The following is a 21,355-nucleotide window of genomic DNA, read 5'->3' on the forward strand; positions in this document are numbered from 1 at the left end:
CTGTGAAAAAAATTAGTTGGATCGGTTCCCATTAAATACTAGGTAATTTGACGCAAAAACGCTGTACGCAAAATCACATAGCCTGAAAGATATGTCACTTTGTTATGGCTTAGCTGAAGAAAACAGCCGCCGGGATGGTTCCCGACGGCTGTTATACAAGCGAGTATTCTAGCTGACTCTATTGTGTTTTAGAAGACGTTACTGCGTGTTGCCAATCGCCATCCACGTTACGATTCCGTAGTTGACGCTAGTGTCCTTCAGCTTGGATATCGTGATGACAGCCGAGCCAGGCGATTGCTCCTTCAGCGAAGTATAATACGCAGGGTGATTGGTCATCGCAACGACAACGTAGTTGGACGAAGCAAACGGCGATTCAAATTTGATCTTAACCGTCGCCTCCTCCTCATGAGGCTTCAGCAGGAACGGAACCATGCCAAATTGCATCTCCGCCGGCTGGCCTGCCAGCGTGGTTACCGGAGCAAAGTTGAGCTGCTCCACTCCAACGGAGCCCGGCTGCAAGTGGCGAGTCCCAACGGCCTCATCCGCTAGTATAGCGCTGTCGACCGCATTTGGCGCCAAATGGGCGTTCTCTACCGACGCTGGCTGCAAATGTTCCGCCCCAACCGCGCCTACAGCCAAAGCCCCTGCATCCACTGCACCGGGTTGCAGATGCCCCCGGCCGATGGAAGAAGGCTGGATGTCTTCGCCGCCGATCCCTTCCTCAGGCAGCAAACCGTGTTGCTGAATCTCGGTGGACAGATGCCAAATATTGACGGCTTCGAGAGCGATATGGTGGGCATTCACTGCTGCATCGCTTAAATGCCGGGACTCCACGCTTTCTGCTGCCAAGTTCGCACTTTGCACGGCGTCCTCGGCCAGGTGATGGCTTTGAACGGCGGCATTTGCCAATTGCTCGCTGTGCACCACGCCTTCCTGCAGATGGCGAGTGCCTACAACCGCTTCGCCCAGATGGCGTTCCGACACAACGCCTTCCGCCAAATGCTCACCTTGGACTGCTCCATGATCCAAGTGGAAGCCTTGGACCGTCCCCTCTGCCAAGTGCACGCCTTGCACGGAACCGGCTTGCAGATGACCACTACCCACCGCTTGCTCACCCAGGGCTTCGGAGCCAACCGCGCCGGATTGCAGATGCCAGCTGGTGATGGACGACGGCTTCAGATCCTCCCCGCTGATGCCTTCCGCAGGCAAGAGACCGTGTTGCTGCAGCTCAGCCGATAGATGCGAGACATTTACGGCTTCAGGGGCAAGATGCGAGCTGTCGACCACGGCCTCCCCAAGATGCTGGGAGGTGATGCTGCCTTCGGCCAAATGCCCGCTTTGCACGGCGCCTTCAGCTAGATTCCGGCTTTGGACAGACCCATTTGCCAGATGGCGGTTCAACACGGAACCTGCCTTCAGATGACCGCTGCCCACCGCTTGCTCGCTCAGCGCTTCGGAGCCAACCGCGCCGGGTTGCAGATGACGGCTGGTGATGGACGACGGCTTCAGATCCTCCCCGCTGATGCCTTCTGCAGGCAACAGACCATGCTGCTGCAGCTCAGCCGATAAATGCCAGGCATTCACAGCTTCGGGGGCAAGATGCGAGCTGTCGACCACGGCCTCCCCAAGATGCTGGGAAGTGATGCTGCCTTCGGCCAAATGCCCGCTTTGCACGGCGCCTTCAGCTAGATTCCGGCTTTGGACGGACCCATCTGCCAGATGGCGGTTCAACACGGAACCTGCCTTCAGATGACCGCTGCCCACCGCTTGCTCGCCCAGCGCTTCGGAGCCAACCGCGCCGGGTTGCAGATGACGGCTGGTGATGGACGACGGCTTCAGATCCTCCCCGCTGATGCCTTCTGCAGGCAAGAGACCGTGCTGCTGCAGTTCGGCAGACAAGTGTCCGTGATTCACGGCTTCGGGAGCGATATGGGTGCCTTCCACCACGGCCTCCCCAAGATGCTGGGAGGTGATGCTGCCTTCGGCCAAATGCCCGCCTTGCACAGCGCCTTCAGCAAGATTCCGGCTTTGGACGGACCCATCTGCCAGATGGCGGTTCAACACGGAACCCGCCTTCAGGTGACCGCTGCCAACCGCCTGCTCGCCTAGAGCTATGGCATTTACCGCACCGGCTTGCAAATGCCGGCTGGTAATCGACCCGGCCTGCAAATCATCCCCGCTGATCCCATCGGCCGGCAACAGACCCTGTTGCTGCAGTTCGGCAGACAAGTGTCCGTGATTCACGGCTTCGGGAGCGATATGGGTGCCTTCCACCACGGCCTCCCCAAGGTGCCGGGACTCCACGCTCCCCTCGGCTAAATGCTCGCTTTGCACCGCGCCTGCGATCAAGTTCCGGCTTTGAATGGACCCATCTGCCAGATGGCGATTCAACACGGAACCGCTCTGTAAGTGGCCGCTGCCAACCGCCTGCTCACCCAGCGCTGTAGCGTTCACCGCACCAGCTTGCAGATGCCGGCTGGTAATCGACCCGGCCTGCAAGTCATCCCCACTGATCCCTTCGGCCGGCAACAGACCCTGCTGCTGGAGCTCTGCGGACAAGTGCTCGTAATTTACGGCTTCGGGAGCGATATAGGTGCCTTCCACCACCGCCTTTCCAAGGTGCCGTGACTCCACGCTCCCCTCGGCTAAATGCTCGCTTTGCACCGCGCCTTCGGCCAGGTGCTGGCTTTGGACGGACGCCTTCGCCAGATGGCCGCTTTGCACCGCACCTGCCTGAAGATGGGAGCTGCCAACCGCCTGCTCACCCAGCGCTTTGGAGCCAACTGCGCCTGCCTGCAGGTGCTGGCTGGCGATAGCTCCCGGCTGCAGAGCCTCCCCGTCGATCCCGGCGACAGGCAGCAGCCCGCTTTGGCGCAAGGCAGGGATCATGTGGGCAGCGCTGATCGATTCCGGAGCGATGTGGTAAGATCCGATCACCGAGACTCCGAGGTGGCGGTCAGTCACGCTGCCTTTGGCCAAATGCTCGCTTTGTACCGCCCCTTCAGCCAAATGCCGGCTTTGGACAGACGCCTCCGCCAGGTGACCGCTTTGCACCGCCCCCTCCTGAAGATGGGAGCTGCCAACCGCCTGCTCACCTAACGCGTCCGTATCAACCGCACCGGCTTGCAGGTGCAGGCTGGTGATGGCGCCCGCCTGCAGGTCCTTACCGCGGATCCCCGCCTCGGGAAGTAACCCGCTCTGCCGCAACTCGGCAGACAGATGTCCGGCTTCGATGGCTTCGGCGGCAATATGGCGGGAGCCCACGGCTGCGTCGCCCAGGTGGCGTCCCGTTACACTGCCTTCGGCCAAATGCTTGCTCTGTACAGCCCCAGCGGCCAGATGATCGGCTCCAACCGCGCCAGCGGACAGAGCTTCCGACCCGACGGCACCGGGGGCCAAATGCCCGGCGTCCACGGCTTGCGCCGCCAGTTTCGGACCGGTCACGCTGCTGTTCGCCAGCTTCGCAACCGTGACCGCCAGATCCCCCAGCTTATCCGTTGTCACGCTTTCCGGCGACAGCTTCAAGCTGGTGACCGCATGATCCTGGAGATGCGGCGAGAAGATGACGCCAACCCCCAGGTGCTCCTCCCGAATCGCACCGGGTGCGATCTGGCCGCGGGTGACGGAGCCCGTCGCCAAATGCCGGGTCTGCACGATACCCGATCCCAAATGGTCGGCCGTGATTTGCTGTGCACCGATGGCGGACTCCGTCACCGCGGCCGGAGCGATCGCGCGGCTCGTCACACTGTCTTTAGCCAGTTTGTCGGCCGTGACGCTGCCTGGCTGCAGATGATTCGTCGCAACCGCTCCATCCGCCAGGTGCTCCGCGGTCACCTCGGCGGACGCCAGCTTCTGCCGGGTGACCGCCGCATCGGCCAGATGCCATTCCTGCACCGCTTCCGAAGCAAGGTGACTGCTTTGCACCGCTCCTTCGGACAGGTGCTTGCCGGTAACCGCTCCCCGCGCAAGCTGCGGCGATTGCACGGCCCCTTTGGCCAAGTGCCGTGTCAATACGGCTTCGTCCGCGATTTTCCCCGGCAGCACGCTTTGATCGGCGATCTTGGACGAGGTTACCGCCTGCTCGATGATATGCGAGGTGCCCACAGACTGGTCGGCCAGCTTCGTGGAAGGGATCGATTTATCGGCAAGATGCCGCGCCTGGATGACCTTGTCAGCGATATGCTCCTGACCAATACTGCCAGGCTGAACATGTTCGCTGCCCACGGCTCCTGACGCAAGATGGTGGGATTCAATCACCATTTCACCTAAATGAGCGGAAGTAACGCTCCCTTCCTGCAGCTGCTCCGCGCCGACACTGGACCAAGCCAGCAGTTCCCGGTCGATCATACCGGGTGCCAAATGCCGCGAAGTAATGCTGTGATCCGCCAGATGGCGGCTTTCCACCGCCCCTTCCGCCAGCTTCTCTCCCGTTACGGAGTGATCGCGCAGCTTCGATGTTGTCACAGAGGCCTCTCCCAGCTTAGAGGTGTCGACCGCTCCGTTGGCCAAATGCTGCGCATTTACGGCACCGCTGCGGATTTTATCCCCCGTTACAGCTTGGTCCTGCAAGAGCTCGGACGTTACGATCCATTCCGACAGATGCCGGCTCTCCACCGCCCCTTCTGCCAGCTTCTCCCCGGTGATCACCCGATCCGCCAGCTTCTCCGGGGTGATGCTGCCGTCAACCAGCTTCTCTCCGCCGATGGAATGATCCCGGATCGCCCAGCCTTCGATCGAACCGTCAACCAAGTGGCTGCCGTTCACGGAGGAAGGAGCGATTTTGGAGGAGGTCACCGCCCGATCGGCCAGCTTGATGTTCTCCACGGCGTAATCGGCGATCCAAGCGGTGTCGATCGTCCCCCGCATGATCCGCGAAGCATCGATCGTATACGGCGCAATTTTCTCCCCGGTGACGGCCTCATCGATGAGATCGTCGGTATAAATAATGCCCCGTTCTTGGTGCGGCGCGGTTTTTTCACTCAGCAGTTCCTGCAGCGCCTGGTTTCCGTCAACGTTTCCATGCTCCGGATCTGCTCCGGGTGATGCCGTCGCGGCCTCTTTCTCTTGCTCCGGCAACGCGGGCAGTACGGGCGCTGGGCTTTCATGAAGTTCAAACCTCTTGTCCCCGGATCGCGACGATTCCTTTCGTTCCTCCAGCAGCTTAAGTTCGTTGATATTCGGGTTATCTACGTAATAGAGCGATTTCTTTGGTCTACTTGATTTTGTTGATTTATGTCTCTTCAAGAGCCGCCCTCTCCTTTGCCAATATAATAATCTTTGGTATCATATGCGGGGGGTTAGGCTCTTGTCACAGCTTTTGGGCCTGATTGCCGCAGCACGCTGCCTCCTGAAAAAAGATGAAATGGTTTCCCCGATTTCTACCGTTTTTAGCAGAACGGCCGCACGTTACAATAACCTTACGCGTAAGAATTCGGAAGGTACGTCGAAGCACGCCAAAGTTCACCGAAGTTCGCGGAACATCCTTTAAGCTCAAGTCTTGGAGGCAACTAGACATGAAAACCGATCTCGCCATAAACACCGCTCAGAAAGCATCCGTTAACGTTAGCCCGGCCGTCCCAGAGGCGTCAGAGGAACCTAACACGGCCATACTCCTATCTGCTGAAAAAAGCCCCACTACTGCACCAAACCTCGGCTATCGCCGCTCGTTTGCGATCATTTTGACAAGCGTCGTGCTGTTAAGCTTCGGGGGGAAGCTCTATGAAATCATCCTTCCGCTGATGATGTACGACATTACCCATTCCTCTGTGGCCATGAGCAGTATGAAAACCGCGGAGCTGCTGCCCAACTTCTTCTTCGCCATCTTCATCGGCGTCTTAGTTGACCGCGTCAACAAAAAACGCTGGATCCTCTGGATGATCGGGCTGCAGGCGATGCTGCTCCTTGCCTTTGCCGTCTTGTTCCGAAGCGGGATTCATCTGCTGCCGGTCTATTACGCCATCGGCTTCCTGCTGATGACGCTGAATTATGGATATTTTAATGCCGAAGTCAGCCTTATCAAGCTGAGTGTCCCGGTCCGGGAACTGACAAGCGCCAATGCCAAGCTGAGCTTTGCCGAAACGTTTGTTGGCATTATGGGGCCAGCGTTGTCCGGTCTGATCCTGATGTTATCCGACATCTCCGATGGATTGCTCATCACGTCGTTCTGTTACCTGATATGCATGGGGTTATTTACTAGACTAAAATTGGCGGAGAAAAAAGAAACCCCGCGGCAATCCCGATTCGCCGCGGAGTTTCTGGAGGGCTGGCGCGCCTTTTGCGTGAACAAGCCGCTCGTGTTGATGACCGTGTTCGTCGTGTTTCTAAACTGTACGTACACGGTGATCAGTACGACATCGATCTACTACGCCAAGGACGATCTGGGATTGTCCTCGTCCCTGCTAGCCGTTGTACTCTCGGCTTCAGGTGCCGGAGGTCTTGCCGGAAGCTTGCTGCTCAGTCGGTTAAGACAATCCTGGGGCCTGGGCAAGGTGTTTGGCGCATCCATCTTGCTGAACGTCATCGCTTATCTCCTTCTGTTTCTTATCGATGGCCTCGTGATGTTTGCAGTCGCCCTTTTCCTATCCGGATTTGCCGCGACCTTGTACAGCGTGTCGGTGTACGCCTTCCGCCAAGAGCAGACGCCGGCGCCGCTGATGGGACGAATCGCCGGAATTACCGGGACCTGCTTCCGGATCGGCATGCCTATCGCCGTCTACGCTTCCGGTTGGGTCATCGCCTGGTGGGGCACAAGCGTGATCTTTATCACCTGCGCGATATGGAATCTGATCGTCCTGGCCGTTTACGTGCGAACCCGGCTGTGGAACGTTCAGTGAGCTGATACCCTTCTACAACCCATGCCGGTCCATCGCAAGCAAACATTTAGCGCTCGCGCACCCAAACCATCATTTCCCCTTCGCCGCGATTGGCCCAGGCGTAATACGGGATGAACTTAAGCGCTGCCGGTTGCTCCGTCAGACGCGGGGACGCGCTGTACAACCCGCCGTCCCAGTCCGGCCTGGTGATGCGGACCGCCTCGGTCCGCACGGTAACGATGCCGCCAAGAAGTTCGGCTTCGTATTCCGCGTGAAGCTCGGCCTCCCGCGGCAACACCAGCTCATGCAGGTTCGCGCCGTTGTCGGCCTGCTCCAGGCAATAGACGAGCGGGCCGCGCTGCAGCGCCACCTTGCCGGCGTTTCCACGTACGAGAGGATGGCTGTACATACGTGTCACCGGCATCGCCAGCTTCAGCTCCACAACATCCCCTGCACACCATTGCCGCGCCAGCCGGATGTAGCCGTCCTGAAGCAAAGCTCCCTCCAGGTCCACCACTTCTCCGTTCACCTGGAGACTCGCTTCCGGGCACCAATCCGGCAGCCGCAACGCCAGTGTAAAGCGGCCTTCTCCCTCCGGCTGCACCTCAAACCGCACGTTTCCACCCCAAGGGTAATTGGTCGTTTGCGTCAGCTTCACCTTGCCGCCGCTCGTTTGCAATTCGGCTTCCCCGCCGATATAGAGATGAGCATATACCGTATCGCCTTGCACTGTATAGATGTATTCGCCAAGCGATGCCAGCAGCCGGGCGATGTTCGGCGGACAGCAGGCACAGCCGAACCATTCCTGACGAACCGTTTTTATATGGTCAAACTTATGATTGGCGCCCCCGCAAGCCTTCGGGTCGACTTCCAGCGGATTCACATAGAAGAAATGCTTGCCGTCCCGGGCCATTCCACCGACAACCGTGTTGTATAAAGCCCTCTCCATCACATTGGCGTATCTCGAGTCCGGCGAAATCCGCAGCATCCGCTGGGCGAAGAAGATCAACCCGATGGAAGCGCAAGTCTCCGAATACACCGTGTCATTTGGCAGGTCGTAATCAAACGAAAACGCCTCGCCCTGCGGCATGGAGCCCACCCCGCCGGTAATATACATCTGCTTGCCGACAATGTTGTCCCATAGCTTGCGGCAGGCGGCCAGCATCGACTCGTCACCGGTTAACGCCGCAACATCGGCCATCCCGGTCAACATATACAGCAGCCGCACAGCATGGCCCACCGCTGTCTCCTGCTCCCGTACCGGCAGATGCGCCTGATGGTAAGTGAGGTCAACGTGATCTGCATGCCCTGCCCAGTGCGTTTGACCGCCCCGGCGCTTGAGTTCTTCCTCGAAGAAGGAAGGCTTCTGCCCCCGTTGCTCAAGGAAATATTGGCTTAGACGCAAATATCGCTCCTGTCCGGTCACCTCGTACAGCTTGACGAGCGCCAGCTCGATTTCCTGATGGCCGTCGTACCCCGGCAACTTGCCGGGCTCCCTGCCAAACACGCTGTCGATGTAATCCGCGAACTTGATGACCACGTCGAGCAGCTTTCTTTTGCCTGTGGCCCGATAATAGGCGACTCCCGCTTCGATTAAATGTCCCGCGCAATACAGCTCATGGCATTCCGTCAAATTCGTCCAGCGCTTGCCCGGCTCCTTCAGGATATAATACGTGTTCAAATACCCGTCTTCCCGCTGCGCCAAGGCCATTGTGTCAATTAACCCGTCGGCGATCGCCGCCAGCTCCGGATTTGGATCCGCTTCCAAAATATAAGCTGCCGCTTCCAGCCATTTCGCCAAATCGCTGTCCTGGAACACCAGCCCGTAATATTCACCCTGAACTTGCCCTGCGGCAATTTGAAAATTGCGTACAGCGCCGCTAGGTTCGGCTCCTTCCACCCGATCGTTTAATGCCTCCCATTGATAAGGGACAACCACATCCTTCACTAAACGGATATAGTAACTCCAAAATTCGTCGCGGATGTTCACTCGATTCAGCGCAACCCGCTCGGAACGCGGCATTTGCCCGGCTAGCTTCATCGCAAAGCCCCCTCCTTTTTTCAAAAAATCATACTGACAAATCTCATTTTATCTCATATATTTAGAACGAAATACGAATTCTATCAACCTCAAAGTTATAATATTTCACACTCGAAACGGAGGAGAGTGCCTTGCCGAAACCAACCGACCTGGTGCAGCTGACGGCGCCGCCCTTGCCCTATTTTTTGGAATGCGGACATACCGTATATCAGCCCGGAGACGAACATCCCAACCGGCGGAATATCGGTATTTTTGATTGGATCGTCGTGGAATCTGGCACGTTATACCTCGGGGAGGCGGGGCAATCCTGGAGTCTGGGGGCCGGCCAATCGCTGCTGCTGTTGCCCGATCGGCACCATTACGCGGTGAAGCCGTGCGAAGAGCCTACGTCGTTTTACTGGCTGCATTTTCATACGGTCTGTGCCTGGCAGCAGCTTCCGGCAGAGGAAGCCGATCACCTCTATCCGGACGCGGACGAGCATTACAGCCGTTTCCTGGCTTCGCCATATTCCCTGCATCTGCCGAAAGCGTGGGACCTCCCCTCTCCCGACCAGACGTTCCGCTTGTTCCGGCAGCTGCTGGAGAGCCTAGGGGAACGTCAATCCCGGGCGTTTTGGAACCGGCAGCAGCGGTTCGAGGAGCTGCTTCGTGCGATGGATCTCCGGCAGTTAGAATCACATGCCTCCCCGGTAGTGACCGTTGCGGAAAAGGCTGAAGCCTACATCAAAAGCAATTTCCGTTCGGAGCTCAACAGCGGGCAGATGGCCGATGCGCTGCATTACCACTATAACTACATCACGCGCTGCATGAAGCAGGTGTATGGCATGACGCCCAACGATTACTTGCTGCATTACCGGTTAGAGCAAGCCAAGCTGCTGCTGCTCACCACGGAGTGGCCGATTGCGGATATTGCTTCTTACGTTGGCTTCAACAGCACTCCCTATTTCTCGAACCGGTTTGCCTTCAAAAATGGCTGCTCTCCCCGCGAGTTCCGCAAGCGATATATGTCATGAGGAGGTAAAAAAACGCCCGCTGCAGAAGCCCTGCGCGGACGGTTTAGCTTTAGTTCGTGTTAATTCGTTGCCACAACGGTGTTGATGGACGCGAACGCCAGCGGGCTAAAGCCTTCCGATGCTTCGCCATGCGGCGAATTCAGCAGAAAGGCAAATCCTTGCCCGCCTATGTTCTTGACGATATACTGCTGGGTCAGCCCCTTGCCTTGGGCGATCAAGAACAGCTCGGCATCTCGCATCGTTTCGTAGAGCTGGTCGCCGGTACGCTGCTCGACTTTACCGATTTTAGACATCTCGCTTTTGGCCGACTTCGCCAGCTCCTCGATGTTGTAGTCGGCAGGCAGCTTGGTAATGACCACATGATAGTCTGAGTCGTAATTCATCATTAACTTGTTGGTTTTGGCATCAAAGGAGAAGATGTCGAACATATAAAAAGCGTAGCCCTCGCCCCTCTGCAAAGTGGCGGTTCGCGTCTCTTTCATGCCTTCCAGCTCAACCTCGATCGATTTCTCAGCCGGCAGCTCCGATGTTGCACCGGAGTCCGTCGACTCTGTGGCAGGAGCCGTCCCCTGCTTCGTTTCGGCTGCGGTGTCATCCGGCGCGTTGTTGTCTGTATCCGTCTGGTTCCCGTTCGTTTCACCGCTTGCATTCATCCCAGGCTCGGAACTGTTCCCGAAGCACGCGGTCAGCGAGAGCACCAGCAGAATCATCCCCAGCCAGCCGGTGGTCTTCTTCCATTTCGTTTTTAGTACATTCTTGTTGTTCACTTCGAACACCCCCGCATATACAGACGGGCCGAACCTCAAAAAAGTTGCCATCACGAGGGAGGGAAATATTGCAGGTATTATTGTTCCTCAGCAGTTTCTTTGCCCTCGCGAGCGGCCAACAAGAACAGGACGATCAGCACGAAAGCGACCAGCGCCATAAACGGAATCGTAATAAATCCGAGCCAGCCTTGGCCTAAGTAATCGACGTTGCAAGGTACGCCAATTTTGCAGGGAAGCAGCTTGGCTAACGCCGGGATTTTTTGCTCGCTGTAATGATAGATGGAGATCATGCCGCCGATGATGCTGAGCGGAAGCACGTATGGAATGATCTGACGGTCGTTCTTATACGCGGCGATCCCCAGCAAGATGACCTGCGGGTACATGAAGATCCGCTGGAACCAGCACAGCCGGCACGGCTCATAATGCAGCACTTCGCTTAGATACAAGCTGCCCGCCGTCGCGACCATCGCAACCAGCCAGGCGAGGTAGATGCCATAGTCCTTCAAAAACCCCCGCATCATCCCCATTCCTCCCTCATATTCTTATTCTCCGGCCAATTCGTTATCGATGGTCTTCTTCAGCGTCTCATAATCGCCTAGGTTGCCGGCATATTCAATACCGTTGATGAAGAACGTCGGCGTGCTGTCTACGCCCAGCTTGTCTCCTCGAGCCAACTGCGCTTGCACCTCGTCCTGGTACGTTGCTTCGGCGATATCTTTCTGCAGCAGGTCGTAATCGATGGGCAGCTCCAGTTCTTTGGCCAGATTGACCAAAAATTCAGGCGAAGCCCAACCGTTGTTCTCCTCCCCCTGGCGTTCAAAAATCGCATCGAAATACTTCCAGAACGCATCATTGCTTTGATGATACACCGATTGAGCGGCCAGCGCGGCCGTAAAGGAATCGGAGCCGATAAACGGCAGATTCATGAAATAAAAAGCGACTTTACCTTGATCTATATAATCCTTCACCAATTCCGGCTTAATCAGTTCATTTACATGTTTACACGACGGACATTGATAATCCCCGAACTCTACAATCTTTACCGGGGCATCAGCTTGTCCTAACACAGGCAGCGCAGCATAATCAAATTCGACAGGCTTCGGTTTCGGCTGAATCGTCAACACGACGATGATCAGAATCAGAAGCAACCCCACGGTCGAAAACCAGATCAGTCGTCTCCTCTTTAATTGCTGCTGCAGCTTTTGTTGTTCGGCTTTGCGCTTGGCCAAAGCGTTCTTTGTTGTTTTCGGCGGCATGCGATCCCTTCTTTCTATTTAATAGTTCAATTTCAAAATACGTTTTATCCTGCAACCATTCTAGTTACAAAAGCAAGATTCGTCAAGTTGAACCCAGAACCTCGCAGGACCTTCCCAACGAAAAAGTGTGATGGTTCGTACTCATCAAAGATTTATGCCTCTTCAGGCCTCTTTTACACCATTATCCCTTTCCTTCAGAAATAGGGGATCAAGATAGATCCTATTTATCCAAGCCATTCTGTGTTCCCCACCCCCTGATGCAACGGGATAATCGTTAAAAAGAGAGCCAGACACCTCTATAAAGCCGCAACCAAGAAAAAAACCGGCGCCCTAACGGCACCGGTTCAAGAGGAAACCCGTATTTCCAGTTGGAAAAGATCTTAAATTCTTACGAATCTAACAATTCTTATGCTTCGATAGAGCGAACCAGCTCGACGACTTGTTCAGCCGTCTGCATTTGCAGCGCCTTCGCCGCCAGCTGCTCCATTTCCGCTTTGGACAGCTTGGAGATTTGCGAACGAGCCGGCAGGATCGAAGTCGCGCTCATGCTGAATTCGTCCAGCCCAAGTCCGAGCAGCAACGGAATCGCCGTTGCATCGCCAGCCATTTCGCCGCACATGCCGGCCCACTTGCCTTCTTTGTGCGCTGCATCGATGACCATTTTCACCAAGCGTAAAATCGATGGGTTATATGGCTGGTACAAATAAGATACGCGTTCGTTCATGCGATCGGCTGCCATTGTATATTGAATAAGGTCGTTGGTACCAATACTGAAGAAGTCCACTTCTTTGGCGAACTGATCGGCCAGGACCGCAGTCGAAGGAATCTCCACCATAATGCCGAGTTGGATCTCGTCGGAGACTTGAACGCCTTCGGCTTGCAGCTTCTCCTTCTCTTCCAGGAGCAGCGCCTTCGCCGCACGGAATTCATCCAATGTTGCGATCATTGGGAACATGATACGCAATGTGCCGTATACGCTGGCGCGAAGCAAGGCGCGCAGCTGCGTGCGGAACAAGTCCTTCTGCTCCAGGCACAGGCGAATCGCTCGGAAGCCCAGGAACGGGTTCAGTTCCTTCGGCAAATTCAAATACGGCAGCTCTTTATCGCCGCCGATATCCAACGTGCGGACAACAACCGGCTTGCCTTCCATTTTTTCCAGCACGGTCTTGTAAGCATTAAATTGAACATCCTCTGAAGGCAGCTCTGTGCGGCCCATGTACAGGAATTCCGTCCGGTACAGGCCTACCCCTTCACCGCCGTTCTCCAGTACGCCAGCCACGTCGTTTGGCGTGCCGATGTTCGCGGCCAATTCCACGTGAACGCCGTCTTTGGACATCGTCTGCACCTCGCGCAGCTTCTTCCATTCTTTGATCTGCACCAGGTACTTATCACGTTTCGCTTTGTATTCGCTCAGGACATCCTCGGTCGGATTGATGATGACGCTGCCGTCCAATCCATCCACGATCACAAGATCGCCGCTGTTTACCTTGTCCAGCACCTCTTTGGTGCCGACAACCGCCGGGATTTCCAGCGAGCGGGCCATAATCGCCGAGTGCGACGTGCGGCCGCCAATATTCGTTGTAAAGCCCTTGACGTAATTGCGATTCAACTGTGCCGTATCCGACGGCGTCAAGTCTTCCGCAATCACGATGACTTCCTCATTGATGTCAGCCGGATTGACGTAATTCAGTCCGAGCAAATGCGTAAGCACACGCTTGGTGACGTCCCGCATATCTGCTGCGCGTTCCTTGAGGTAGGCGCTTTTCATATTTTCAAACATCGTGATGAATTCATTTGCGGTTTCATTCAAAGCGTATTCCGCACTAACGCTCTCAGCGGTAATTTTATCGCGAACCGGCGTCAACAGCTCAGGGTCGTTCAAGATCAACAAATGAGATTCAAAAATCTCCGCTTTCTTCTCACCAAGCTCTTGAAGCGTGCGCTCTTTGATCGCTTCAAGCTCTTGTTGAGATTTGGCCAAAGCTTCGTCCAAACGTGCCAGTTCCGCAGCGGAATCGGAAGCATCCCGACGATGAATCGTATAGTCGGGATGCTCCAGCTTGAAAGCTTTGGCGATGGCCACGCCAGCCGAAGCGGCAATACCTTCGATCTTAAGCATTCACTTCTCCAAGCCCTTCGTTAACCATCACTTCGGTGAGCGCTTGAAGTGCTGCCTCGGCCTCTTCGCCTTCAACGATCAGCTTCAGCGAATCGCCTTGTTCCAGACCCAAGGACAGTACGCCGAGAATCGATTTCAGGGTCACTTTCTTGCCGCCGGCTTCAGCGAAGGATTCGGCCCCCTTGAATTTGTTAGCAGTGTTCACCAGAGCCGTTGCCGGGCGTGCATGAATTCCGTCTTCATCCGTAATTTTGAACATTCTTTCCATGAGTGATCCTCTCGCTTTCTGATTATAATTTTTGGAAAATGATATATGATACGCTCCTCACCCTATTGTAAGGGAACGTGGGAACCAATGCCAAATGCACCGCCGTGATAGAACGACGGCGCATTGGAGCTTTACTTGATGGTGACGATGTCGGCTTCGCCTTTGGACAGCTTGCCGGTTTTGTTCAGCTTCACGGACGCGCCCTCTGGCAGGTTCGAGAAGACGATTGGCGAAATGATGGATGGTGCATGCTCTTTCACATAATCCAGGTCCACTTCCAGGATCGGTTGTCCAGCAGCGACCAGATCCCCTTCCTTCACCAGTACATTAAAGCCTTGGCCTTTCAGCTTGACGGTATTTACGCCGATGTGCACCAGCACTTCTTTCCCGCCGTCCGACATGATGCCGATGGCATGCTTGCTTGGGAAGACGTTAAATACTTTCCCGTAAACCGGGGAACCAATCACGCCGTCGTGCGGAAGCACTGCAAATCCGTCGCCGGTCATTCGTTCCGAGAACACCGGATCAGGTACATTGGAAATGTCCATCAGCTCACCGTCCACCGGCATCACGATATCTTCCTTGATGATCGCGTCGCCGTCTTGGGCCGCTTGTTGTTCCACTTCAGCAGGTTTAACTTCTTCGGTCTTCACAGCTGCTTCGGAGTTTTCCGCAGGCCGCGGTGTCTTGCCGCTCATAATATCGGCAATTTGCGATTTGATCGTGTCGGAACGCGTTCCGAAGATCGCTTGGATGTTGTTGCCTACTTCAAGCACACCGGAAGCGCCCAGCTTCTTGAGCTGATCCTTGTTGACGTTCGATTTATCCTTAACTTCAACACGCAGCCGGGTGATGCAGGCATCCAGGTGAACGATATTCTCTTGACCGCCCAGCGCGGATAAGATATTATGCGGCAAATCGTCCTGAGAAGTTGCTCCTCCAGCTGCACCTTCCTCATCGGCAACTTGATCTTCGCGGCCCGGCGTTTTCAGGTTAAACTTGCGAATCACGTAACGGAAACCGAAATAGTAGATGACCGCCAGGATCAGACCAACGATGATGACGTTCCACCAAGGTGTCCGGTTTGGAATCACCCCGAAAATCAGGAAGTCGATCAAACCGCCGGAGAAGGTCATCCCGATCTTCGTTCCCAGGAGATGCATGGTCATGAAGGACAAACCTGCGAAAATCGTATGAACGGCAAACAACGCCGGTGCAACGAACAGGAACGAGAACTCCAGCGGTTCCGTAATCCCTGTCAAGAAGGAAGTCAATGCTGCCGAGCCCATAATCCCGGCCACATATTTCTTATGCTCTGGACGAGCTTCGTGGTAAATCGCCAGCGCAGCGGCAGGCAAACCAAACATCATGAACGGGAATTTACCGGTCATAAATGTACCGGCTGTAAACGGCACGCCGTCACGCAGCTGAGCCATGAAGATTGATTGGTCCCCGCGCACGAGCTGACCTGCGCTATTGATGTATTCGCCGAACTCGAACCAGAACGGCGAGTAGAAGATATGGTGCAGACCAAACGGAATTAACGCCCGTTCGACCACCCCGAAAATAAACGCGGACAACGTCCGATTTTGCTCCAACATAAAGTGGGAAGCCAAGTTTAATCCGGTTTGGATCGGTGGCCATACGACAACCATCATCAAACCGAGCAGAACTGAAGTAGCGGCCGTCATAATCGGCACGAACCGTTTCCCGGCGAAGAAGCCGAGGTAAGACGGAAGCTCAATCCGGAAGAACCGGTTATACATTGCGGCAGCCAGGATACCCACGATAATACCGCCGAATACCCCCGTTGCCAGCGTTGGAATACCAAGTACATTGGCATAGGCCGGATCGGTTCCGATCATCGACGGCACCACGCCAATGACCGTCCCCATCGTCACGTTCATGACGAGGTACCCGATAATGGCAGCCAGACCGGCAACCCCTTCACCGCCTGCCAAACCAACGGCGACGCCAACTGCAAACAGCAAGGCCAGGTTCGTAAAGACGATTTGGCCGGCGTTCATCATGACTGTAGCTACAGCATGAACAGCGTGGTTATCCAATGCGGGAACCAAATTTAGGAACTCAGGGCTGACCAGCATATTACCGATCCCGAGCAGCAGGCCTGCCGCCGGAAGAAGAGCTACCGGAAGCATCAGCGCTTTACCTACCCGCTGTAAAACCCCAAACAAACGCTTAAACATAAATACCCTCCTGTAATTACATAGTGGACTAACAAAAACAGGCATGAGCCAATATAGGTCATTTGTGCTGTACCGTGATCGCTTACGGATATAATACCCCGTAACCGTCCAATACAATCCAAAAAAACCTTTATCAACTCATGCCTGATCGAATCAGTCACACATTGTGATTATGAAGTTGTTGTGTTAATGCATTAGGAATTATAGCAGACCTTCTTTTTTCGCGCAAGCAAGCTATTGAAGATTTGCCGGAGCCACACGGTGTAAATGCATGGTTAAATAACTAACCTCTGCCTTATAAACCGGCAGCTTGAGCCGTTGCTCCATAACTTTTGTCAATTTATAGGCAAGCGAATACAACACAGGATACTCCTGCTTGAGCAGCAATTCCAGCTTGTCGACTTCGCCGACTTGCTCTCCCCGCCGAATCCGCTCGATCGCGAACCGCAAATGGGTGAGCAGACGCGAATAGTCCAGCGAATTGCGGAGGATCGAGAAGCGAAGCTCCTTCTCGATGATGCCTACCAAATCGGCGATCAACTGGGCATGTCCGCGGACCTCGCTGATGTGACGGTTGGTGATGGCGCTGTTGATGTGAAGCGCAACGAAGCCAATTTCGTCTTCACCAAGATCAATGCCCAGCCTCTCCTTGATCAAACAAATGGCATATTCCGCCAATTCATATTCCAGCGGATAAATTTCCTTCGTCTCGAACAAAAATGGATTATGAAACGCGATGTCCTGCTCCGCCCGTTTTATCGCAAACGCCAAGTGGTCAGTTAACGCGATGTGAATATGCTCATTAAGCTCGGTTTGAGTTTTCCCGGAAATATACATAATAATTTCGCCGATGATCTCGATCAGCTGTTCATCCACCTGGTGCACGAGTTGCTTGTATTGCTCCTGCTCCTGCTGGTTCGTAAGGATAAACATCTTCTCGACGGCTTCCAGCGAAATGGAATCTCCCGTTTTTCGGTTAAATCCGATGCCTTTGCCGATGACAACGACCTCGCCATGCTCCGGATGATTTGCGATGATGACATTGTTATTCAACACTTTGGCCACGCGCAGGCTGTTCACAACACAGTAGCACCTCTTTTCCTATATTCCGAAAACGGTTAAGCCCATTATAATGGATTTTTTGGGCGCCGTCAGCCGATTCCCAGGCATTTCAAAGGCGTCCTCACTCTGATGATGAGCGGGACGCCGGTTTCTTTTTATCCTAGGACAAGATACACGGATGGAGGGCGGTTGTCAAGCCACCTTAGGCCCTACTTTTGGTCTGGGTCGGCTGCCTTCGAAGCCGCGGTTTCCAGCACAACCGGATCTGGCACCTTTCCGCCTGCTGCAGACTTGACGGAAGCCGTCTCAAGCTCCGGTGTTGCGGCGACAACTTTGCCTTTGGTCAGGCTTTGGATCAACCGATCGAGTTCGATCCCGGAGACGCTCTTGAGCATGTCAGGCGCTGTGGCCATCAGCTCGGTCACGTAGTTGCTGACGCGAGCGGCTCCCTCGCCTTTGCCGGTATCGACGACGGTCAGCTTGTCGATGGAGGACAGCGGTGCAGCGATCTTGCTTGCCAGCTCCGGCAGCATCTTCATTACGATATCGAGGATCGCCGCCTCGCCGAATTTCTGGAACGCTTCGGCCAGCTTCTCCTTCGCTTCGGCCTCGGCCAAGCCGCGCAGACGGATGATTTCGGCATCCGCCGTCCCTTTGGCCCGTTCGGCATCCGCAATCGCCAGGCCTTCTAGCCGCTTCTGTTCAGCGGAAGCTTTGGCCTGCGTTTCGATCGAGTATTGCAGCGCATCGGCTTCCCGCATCTTCCGGGCTTTTTCCGCTTCGGCGGCCTGCTCGACGGCATAACGATCCGCATCGGCCTTTTTCTTCACTTCAGCATCATATTGCTTCTGACGGACGATAATTTCTTTGTCCTGCAGATCTATTTCCCGTTCCTTCCGCACCAGCTCGACCTTCATCTGCTCTTCGACCATCACTTGCTTAGCCCGAGCTTCCTGAATGTGATAAGCTTGGTCGGCTTCGGCTCTGGCAGTGTCCTGCTCCTTCTTGAAGGACGCTACCTTCAGTTCCTTCTCTTTCTCAGCCTCGGCGATGTTCGTATCGCGCACCAGCTCGGCCTTCTGCCCAGCTTCCTCGGCCAGCGCTTTCTGGATCCGTGCATCCCGCTGGGCTTCGGCCTCAGCGATGTCGGCGTCCCGCTTAACCGCAGCGATCCGCGGCTTCCCAAGCGCCTCCAAATAACCGTGCTTATCACGAACGTCCTTGATCGTGAACGAAACGATCTGCAGTCCCATTTTCTTCAGATCCCGGGCTGCGACGCTTTGCACTTCCTGAGCAAACTTGTCGCGGTTGCGATAGACTTCCTCAACGGTCATCGAGCCCAGGATGGAACGCAGATGGCCTTCCAGCACTTCCTGTGCCTCGCCCTTCAGCGATTCGATGGGTTTGCCCATAAATTGTTCGGCGGCTGTTGCGACGTCTTCGATCGAGCTGCCCACTTTAATGATGGCCACGCCGTCTGCAGATACCGGCACCCCTTGCTCGGTGTAGACCTCGGGCGTCATCACGTCAAGCTTATGGGATAGCAGCGACATAAACTCGGCTTTCTGAAAGATCGGCCAGATAAATGCCCCGCCGCCGCGCACGATTTTGATTTTGCGGCCGGATTGGTCGTCGGAAATGTTTTTGCTGCCTAGAAAAGACCCCGTCACAATCATCGCCTCATCGGGGCCCACCGTTTTGTATCTTGCCCAAAACGCCAGCCCAAGCACGACAATGACTGCAATCACGATCACGGGGATCAGTAGGAAATCCGGAAAACTTTCGAACAATGACATCAGCTCCCTCTTCTTTAATTGGCATTACATCGGGTGGGGGTAAAGCTCGGAAACCTGGACGGTCCCGTCCTTCGCCGTCCCGATCACAACGACGGCTGTTCCGGCGGGAATCTCCTTCCGATCCCAGCTGGAGGCGATATGCAGCGAATTGCCGCCTACCTGCTTCACCATCACTTCGCCATACCCTTGCGCCGGAATGGGCACGGTGACTTCGCCGATTTTACCGGGCAGCTCCGATTCAGAGAATCCCGTGGAATTTTCACTGTTCTCCATCGGTTTCACATAGGCGAAATACACGGTAGCAGACAGCAGGACGGCTGCAACTATCGCTAAAACCACTACAACAGCCGTGCCAAGCCCGGTGTATCGGTCCAGCAAAATACCGGCTCCGCCAAAGGACGTGATCGCCGATGCCGTGATGATCGGCTTGAGAAAATCCGCGGACAGGAAATCAAACACGCCATCCAGCCAGCTTCCGATCAAGTCACCAAGCACGGCGCTGATGACGGCAAACAAAGCACCGCCGACGAAACAACCCCAAAACAGCGCTTCCATCCCGTTCCTCCCTCTACCCAAAATATTGTTGGACTCTACAATTAAATACGTAAATTGGTGAAATATGTTTCAAAAAAAGAAAAACCGGCCTACGACGCCAAGTCGTGAGACCGGTTATTTTAAGTAGGGATCTATGAAGTGGGGATTTACAGCGACATCCGATAAATTTCGAGCACGTCCTGTTTATCCAACACGGCAAAATTGCCAAACGAACCAAAGCGGACCGCTTTATCGGCCATAACTTCCAGTTGACTGTCGTCAATGCCGTAATCCGCCAAGCGGCTTGGTGCGCCAATCGAGTTCCAGAATGACCGCAACGCTTCGATGCCCTCAAGCGCCACTGCCTCATCGCTCTTGCCGGCAGGATCGACATGGAAGACGTTGATCGCCAGACGCTTAAAGCGGGCGACATCCTGCTTCAGGTTATATTTCATCCAGTTCGGGAACAGGATGGCCAGGCCGCCGCCATGCGGAATATCGTAAACCGCCGACACAGCATGTTCGATGTTGTGAGTAGCCCAGTCCCCGGACAAGCCCATGTTCAGCACGCCGTTCAGCGCCAATGTGCCGCACAGCAGAATCGTTTCCCGGAGGTCGTAGTTTTCCAAATCCTGTACCAGCTTCGGTGCCGTTTCGATCACCGTCCGCAGCAGCCCTTCGCAGAACTCATCCTGCAGCGGAGTGTTTGGCGTTGGATGGAAATAATGCTCGAATACATGAGACATGATATCCACCATGCCGTACACCGTTTGGTCTTTCGGCAAGGAAACCGTGAACTGCGGATCAAGGATGGAGAATGCAGGATAAGCCAGCTTGCTGCTCCAACCCAGCTTCTCCTTAGTTTCTTCGTTGGAAATGACGGAGTTTCCGTTCATTTCGGAGCCAGTTGCGGCCATCGTAAGTACCGTTCCGAGCGGCAGGGCGGCTTTCGGTACGGCTTTGCGCTCTGCGAAATCCCACATATCCCCGTCGTATTTAGCCCCGACGGCAATCGCCTTCGAGCAGTCCAGCACGCTGCCGCCGCCGACGGCAAGAACCAGCTCGATGCCGTTGGATTTGCACAGCTCGACCCCGCGGTGCACCGTCGAAAGACGCGGGTTCGGCTCAACGCCCGCAAGCTCCGTCACTTCGGCGCCGATTTCCCGCAGAATGGCCGTCACTTGATCGTACAGCCCGCTGCGTTTAATGCTGCCGCCGCCGTAGACTAGCAGCACTTTTTTGCCGTAAGCCGGCACCTCGTTGCTAAGCGCCTCCAGCTGGCCTTTGCCGAAGATCAGCTTGGTTGGATTATGAAATACGAAATTGTCCATGCCGTAACTCCTCCTAAAATTTGGTTATGTAAATGGAGCGTTTCTACAATGCGCTGGTGCTATTTCTAGCCTCTTCGAACTCCCAAACTATTATACTTCTAACTGTAACAAAATAACAAACAGAAAAAGGGATCATCCCAAACCTTTAT

Annotated in this window: 14 protein-coding genes; 2 read left to right on the forward strand and 12 right to left on the reverse strand. The window is 55.1% G+C overall.

Translation table 11 applies throughout. The features are described from left to right. Positions 1 to 198 precede the first annotated feature (198 nt). Complete coding sequence (locus U9M73_RS11095) at positions 199 to 5,244, reverse strand: WIAG-tail domain (RefSeq protein WP_323077314.1); 5,046 nt, start codon at positions 5,242 to 5,244, stop codon at positions 199 to 201. 269 nt (positions 5,245 to 5,513) lie between these two features. Here U9M73_RS11095 and U9M73_RS11100 point away from each other — a divergent pair, with 269 nt between their 5' ends. Further along, entirely contained in the window at positions 5,514 to 6,833 is a 1,320-nt protein-coding gene (locus tag U9M73_RS11100; protein WP_323077315.1) for an MFS transporter, read from the forward strand. Positions 6,834 to 6,879: 46 nt separating this feature from the next. Here the strand turns inward: U9M73_RS11100 and U9M73_RS11105 are convergent, their stop codons facing one another. Then, positions 6,880 to 8,853 (reverse strand): glycoside hydrolase family 127 protein, encoded by a 1,974-nt coding sequence (locus tag U9M73_RS11105; RefSeq protein WP_323077328.1) that lies wholly within the window; start codon positions 8,851 to 8,853, stop codon positions 6,880 to 6,882. A 131-nt stretch (positions 8,854 to 8,984) separates the two neighbouring features. Between U9M73_RS11105 and U9M73_RS11110 the strand changes: the two genes are divergently transcribed. Then, positions 8,985 to 9,866 (forward strand): AraC family transcriptional regulator, encoded by an 882-nt coding sequence (locus U9M73_RS11110; RefSeq protein WP_009224354.1) that lies wholly within the window; start codon positions 8,985 to 8,987, stop codon positions 9,864 to 9,866. 59 nt (positions 9,867 to 9,925) lie between these two features. Here the strand turns inward: U9M73_RS11110 and U9M73_RS11115 are convergent, their stop codons facing one another. The 10 genes from U9M73_RS11115 to U9M73_RS11160 form a co-directional block, all read right to left on the reverse strand. After that, complete coding sequence (locus tag U9M73_RS11115; protein WP_323077329.1) at positions 9,926 to 10,633, reverse strand: hypothetical protein; 708 nt, start codon at positions 10,631 to 10,633, stop codon at positions 9,926 to 9,928. A gap of 77 nt (positions 10,634 to 10,710) precedes the next feature. Continuing rightward, positions 10,711 to 11,160 (reverse strand): disulfide oxidoreductase, encoded by a 450-nt coding sequence (locus U9M73_RS11120; protein ID WP_397376586.1) that lies wholly within the window; start codon positions 11,158 to 11,160, stop codon positions 10,711 to 10,713. 15 nt (positions 11,161 to 11,175) lie between these two features. Then, complete coding sequence (locus U9M73_RS11125; RefSeq protein ID WP_009224357.1) at positions 11,176 to 11,889, reverse strand: DsbA family protein; 714 nt, start codon at positions 11,887 to 11,889, stop codon at positions 11,176 to 11,178. 406 nt (positions 11,890 to 12,295) lie between these two features. Beyond that, entirely contained in the window at positions 12,296 to 14,008 is a 1,713-nt protein-coding gene (gene ptsP / locus U9M73_RS11130; RefSeq protein WP_323077331.1) for a phosphoenolpyruvate--protein phosphotransferase, read from the reverse strand. Beyond that, a complete protein-coding gene (locus U9M73_RS11135; RefSeq protein WP_009224359.1) occupies positions 14,001 to 14,276 on the reverse strand; it encodes an HPr family phosphocarrier protein in 276 nt (91 codons plus the stop codon). Before U9M73_RS11135 ends, ptsP begins: the two co-directional genes overlap by 8 nt. A gap of 131 nt (positions 14,277 to 14,407) precedes the next feature. Then, complete coding sequence (ptsG, locus tag U9M73_RS11140; RefSeq protein WP_323077334.1) at positions 14,408 to 16,483, reverse strand: glucose-specific PTS transporter subunit IIBC; 2,076 nt, start codon at positions 16,481 to 16,483, stop codon at positions 14,408 to 14,410. 234 nt (positions 16,484 to 16,717) lie between these two features. Then, entirely contained in the window at positions 16,718 to 17,563 is an 846-nt protein-coding gene (gene glcT / locus U9M73_RS11145; RefSeq protein ID WP_323077335.1) for a glucose PTS transporter transcription antiterminator GlcT, read from the reverse strand. Positions 17,564 to 17,754: 191 nt separating this feature from the next. Beyond that, positions 17,755 to 19,341, reverse strand: a complete 1,587-nt coding sequence (floT, locus tag U9M73_RS11150; protein ID WP_036644703.1) for a flotillin lipid rafts scaffold protein FloT — start codon at positions 19,339 to 19,341, stop codon at positions 17,755 to 17,757. Between the two features lie 24 nt (positions 19,342 to 19,365). Further along, positions 19,366 to 19,896 carry an NfeD family membrane protein gene (locus tag U9M73_RS11155; protein ID WP_009224363.1) on the reverse strand — a complete coding sequence of 177 codons (531 nt, stop codon included), beginning with the start codon at positions 19,894 to 19,896 and terminating at the stop codon, positions 19,366 to 19,368. A 146-nt stretch (positions 19,897 to 20,042) separates the two neighbouring features. Beyond that, a complete protein-coding gene (locus tag U9M73_RS11160; RefSeq protein ID WP_323077337.1) occupies positions 20,043 to 21,206 on the reverse strand; it encodes an iron-containing alcohol dehydrogenase in 1,164 nt (387 codons plus the stop codon). Positions 21,207 to 21,355 lie beyond the last annotated feature (149 nt).

It is taken from the genome of Paenibacillus phoenicis, from assembly GCF_034718895.1.
Taxonomy (GTDB): Bacteria; Bacillota; Bacilli; order Paenibacillales; family Paenibacillaceae; genus Fontibacillus; species Fontibacillus phoenicis.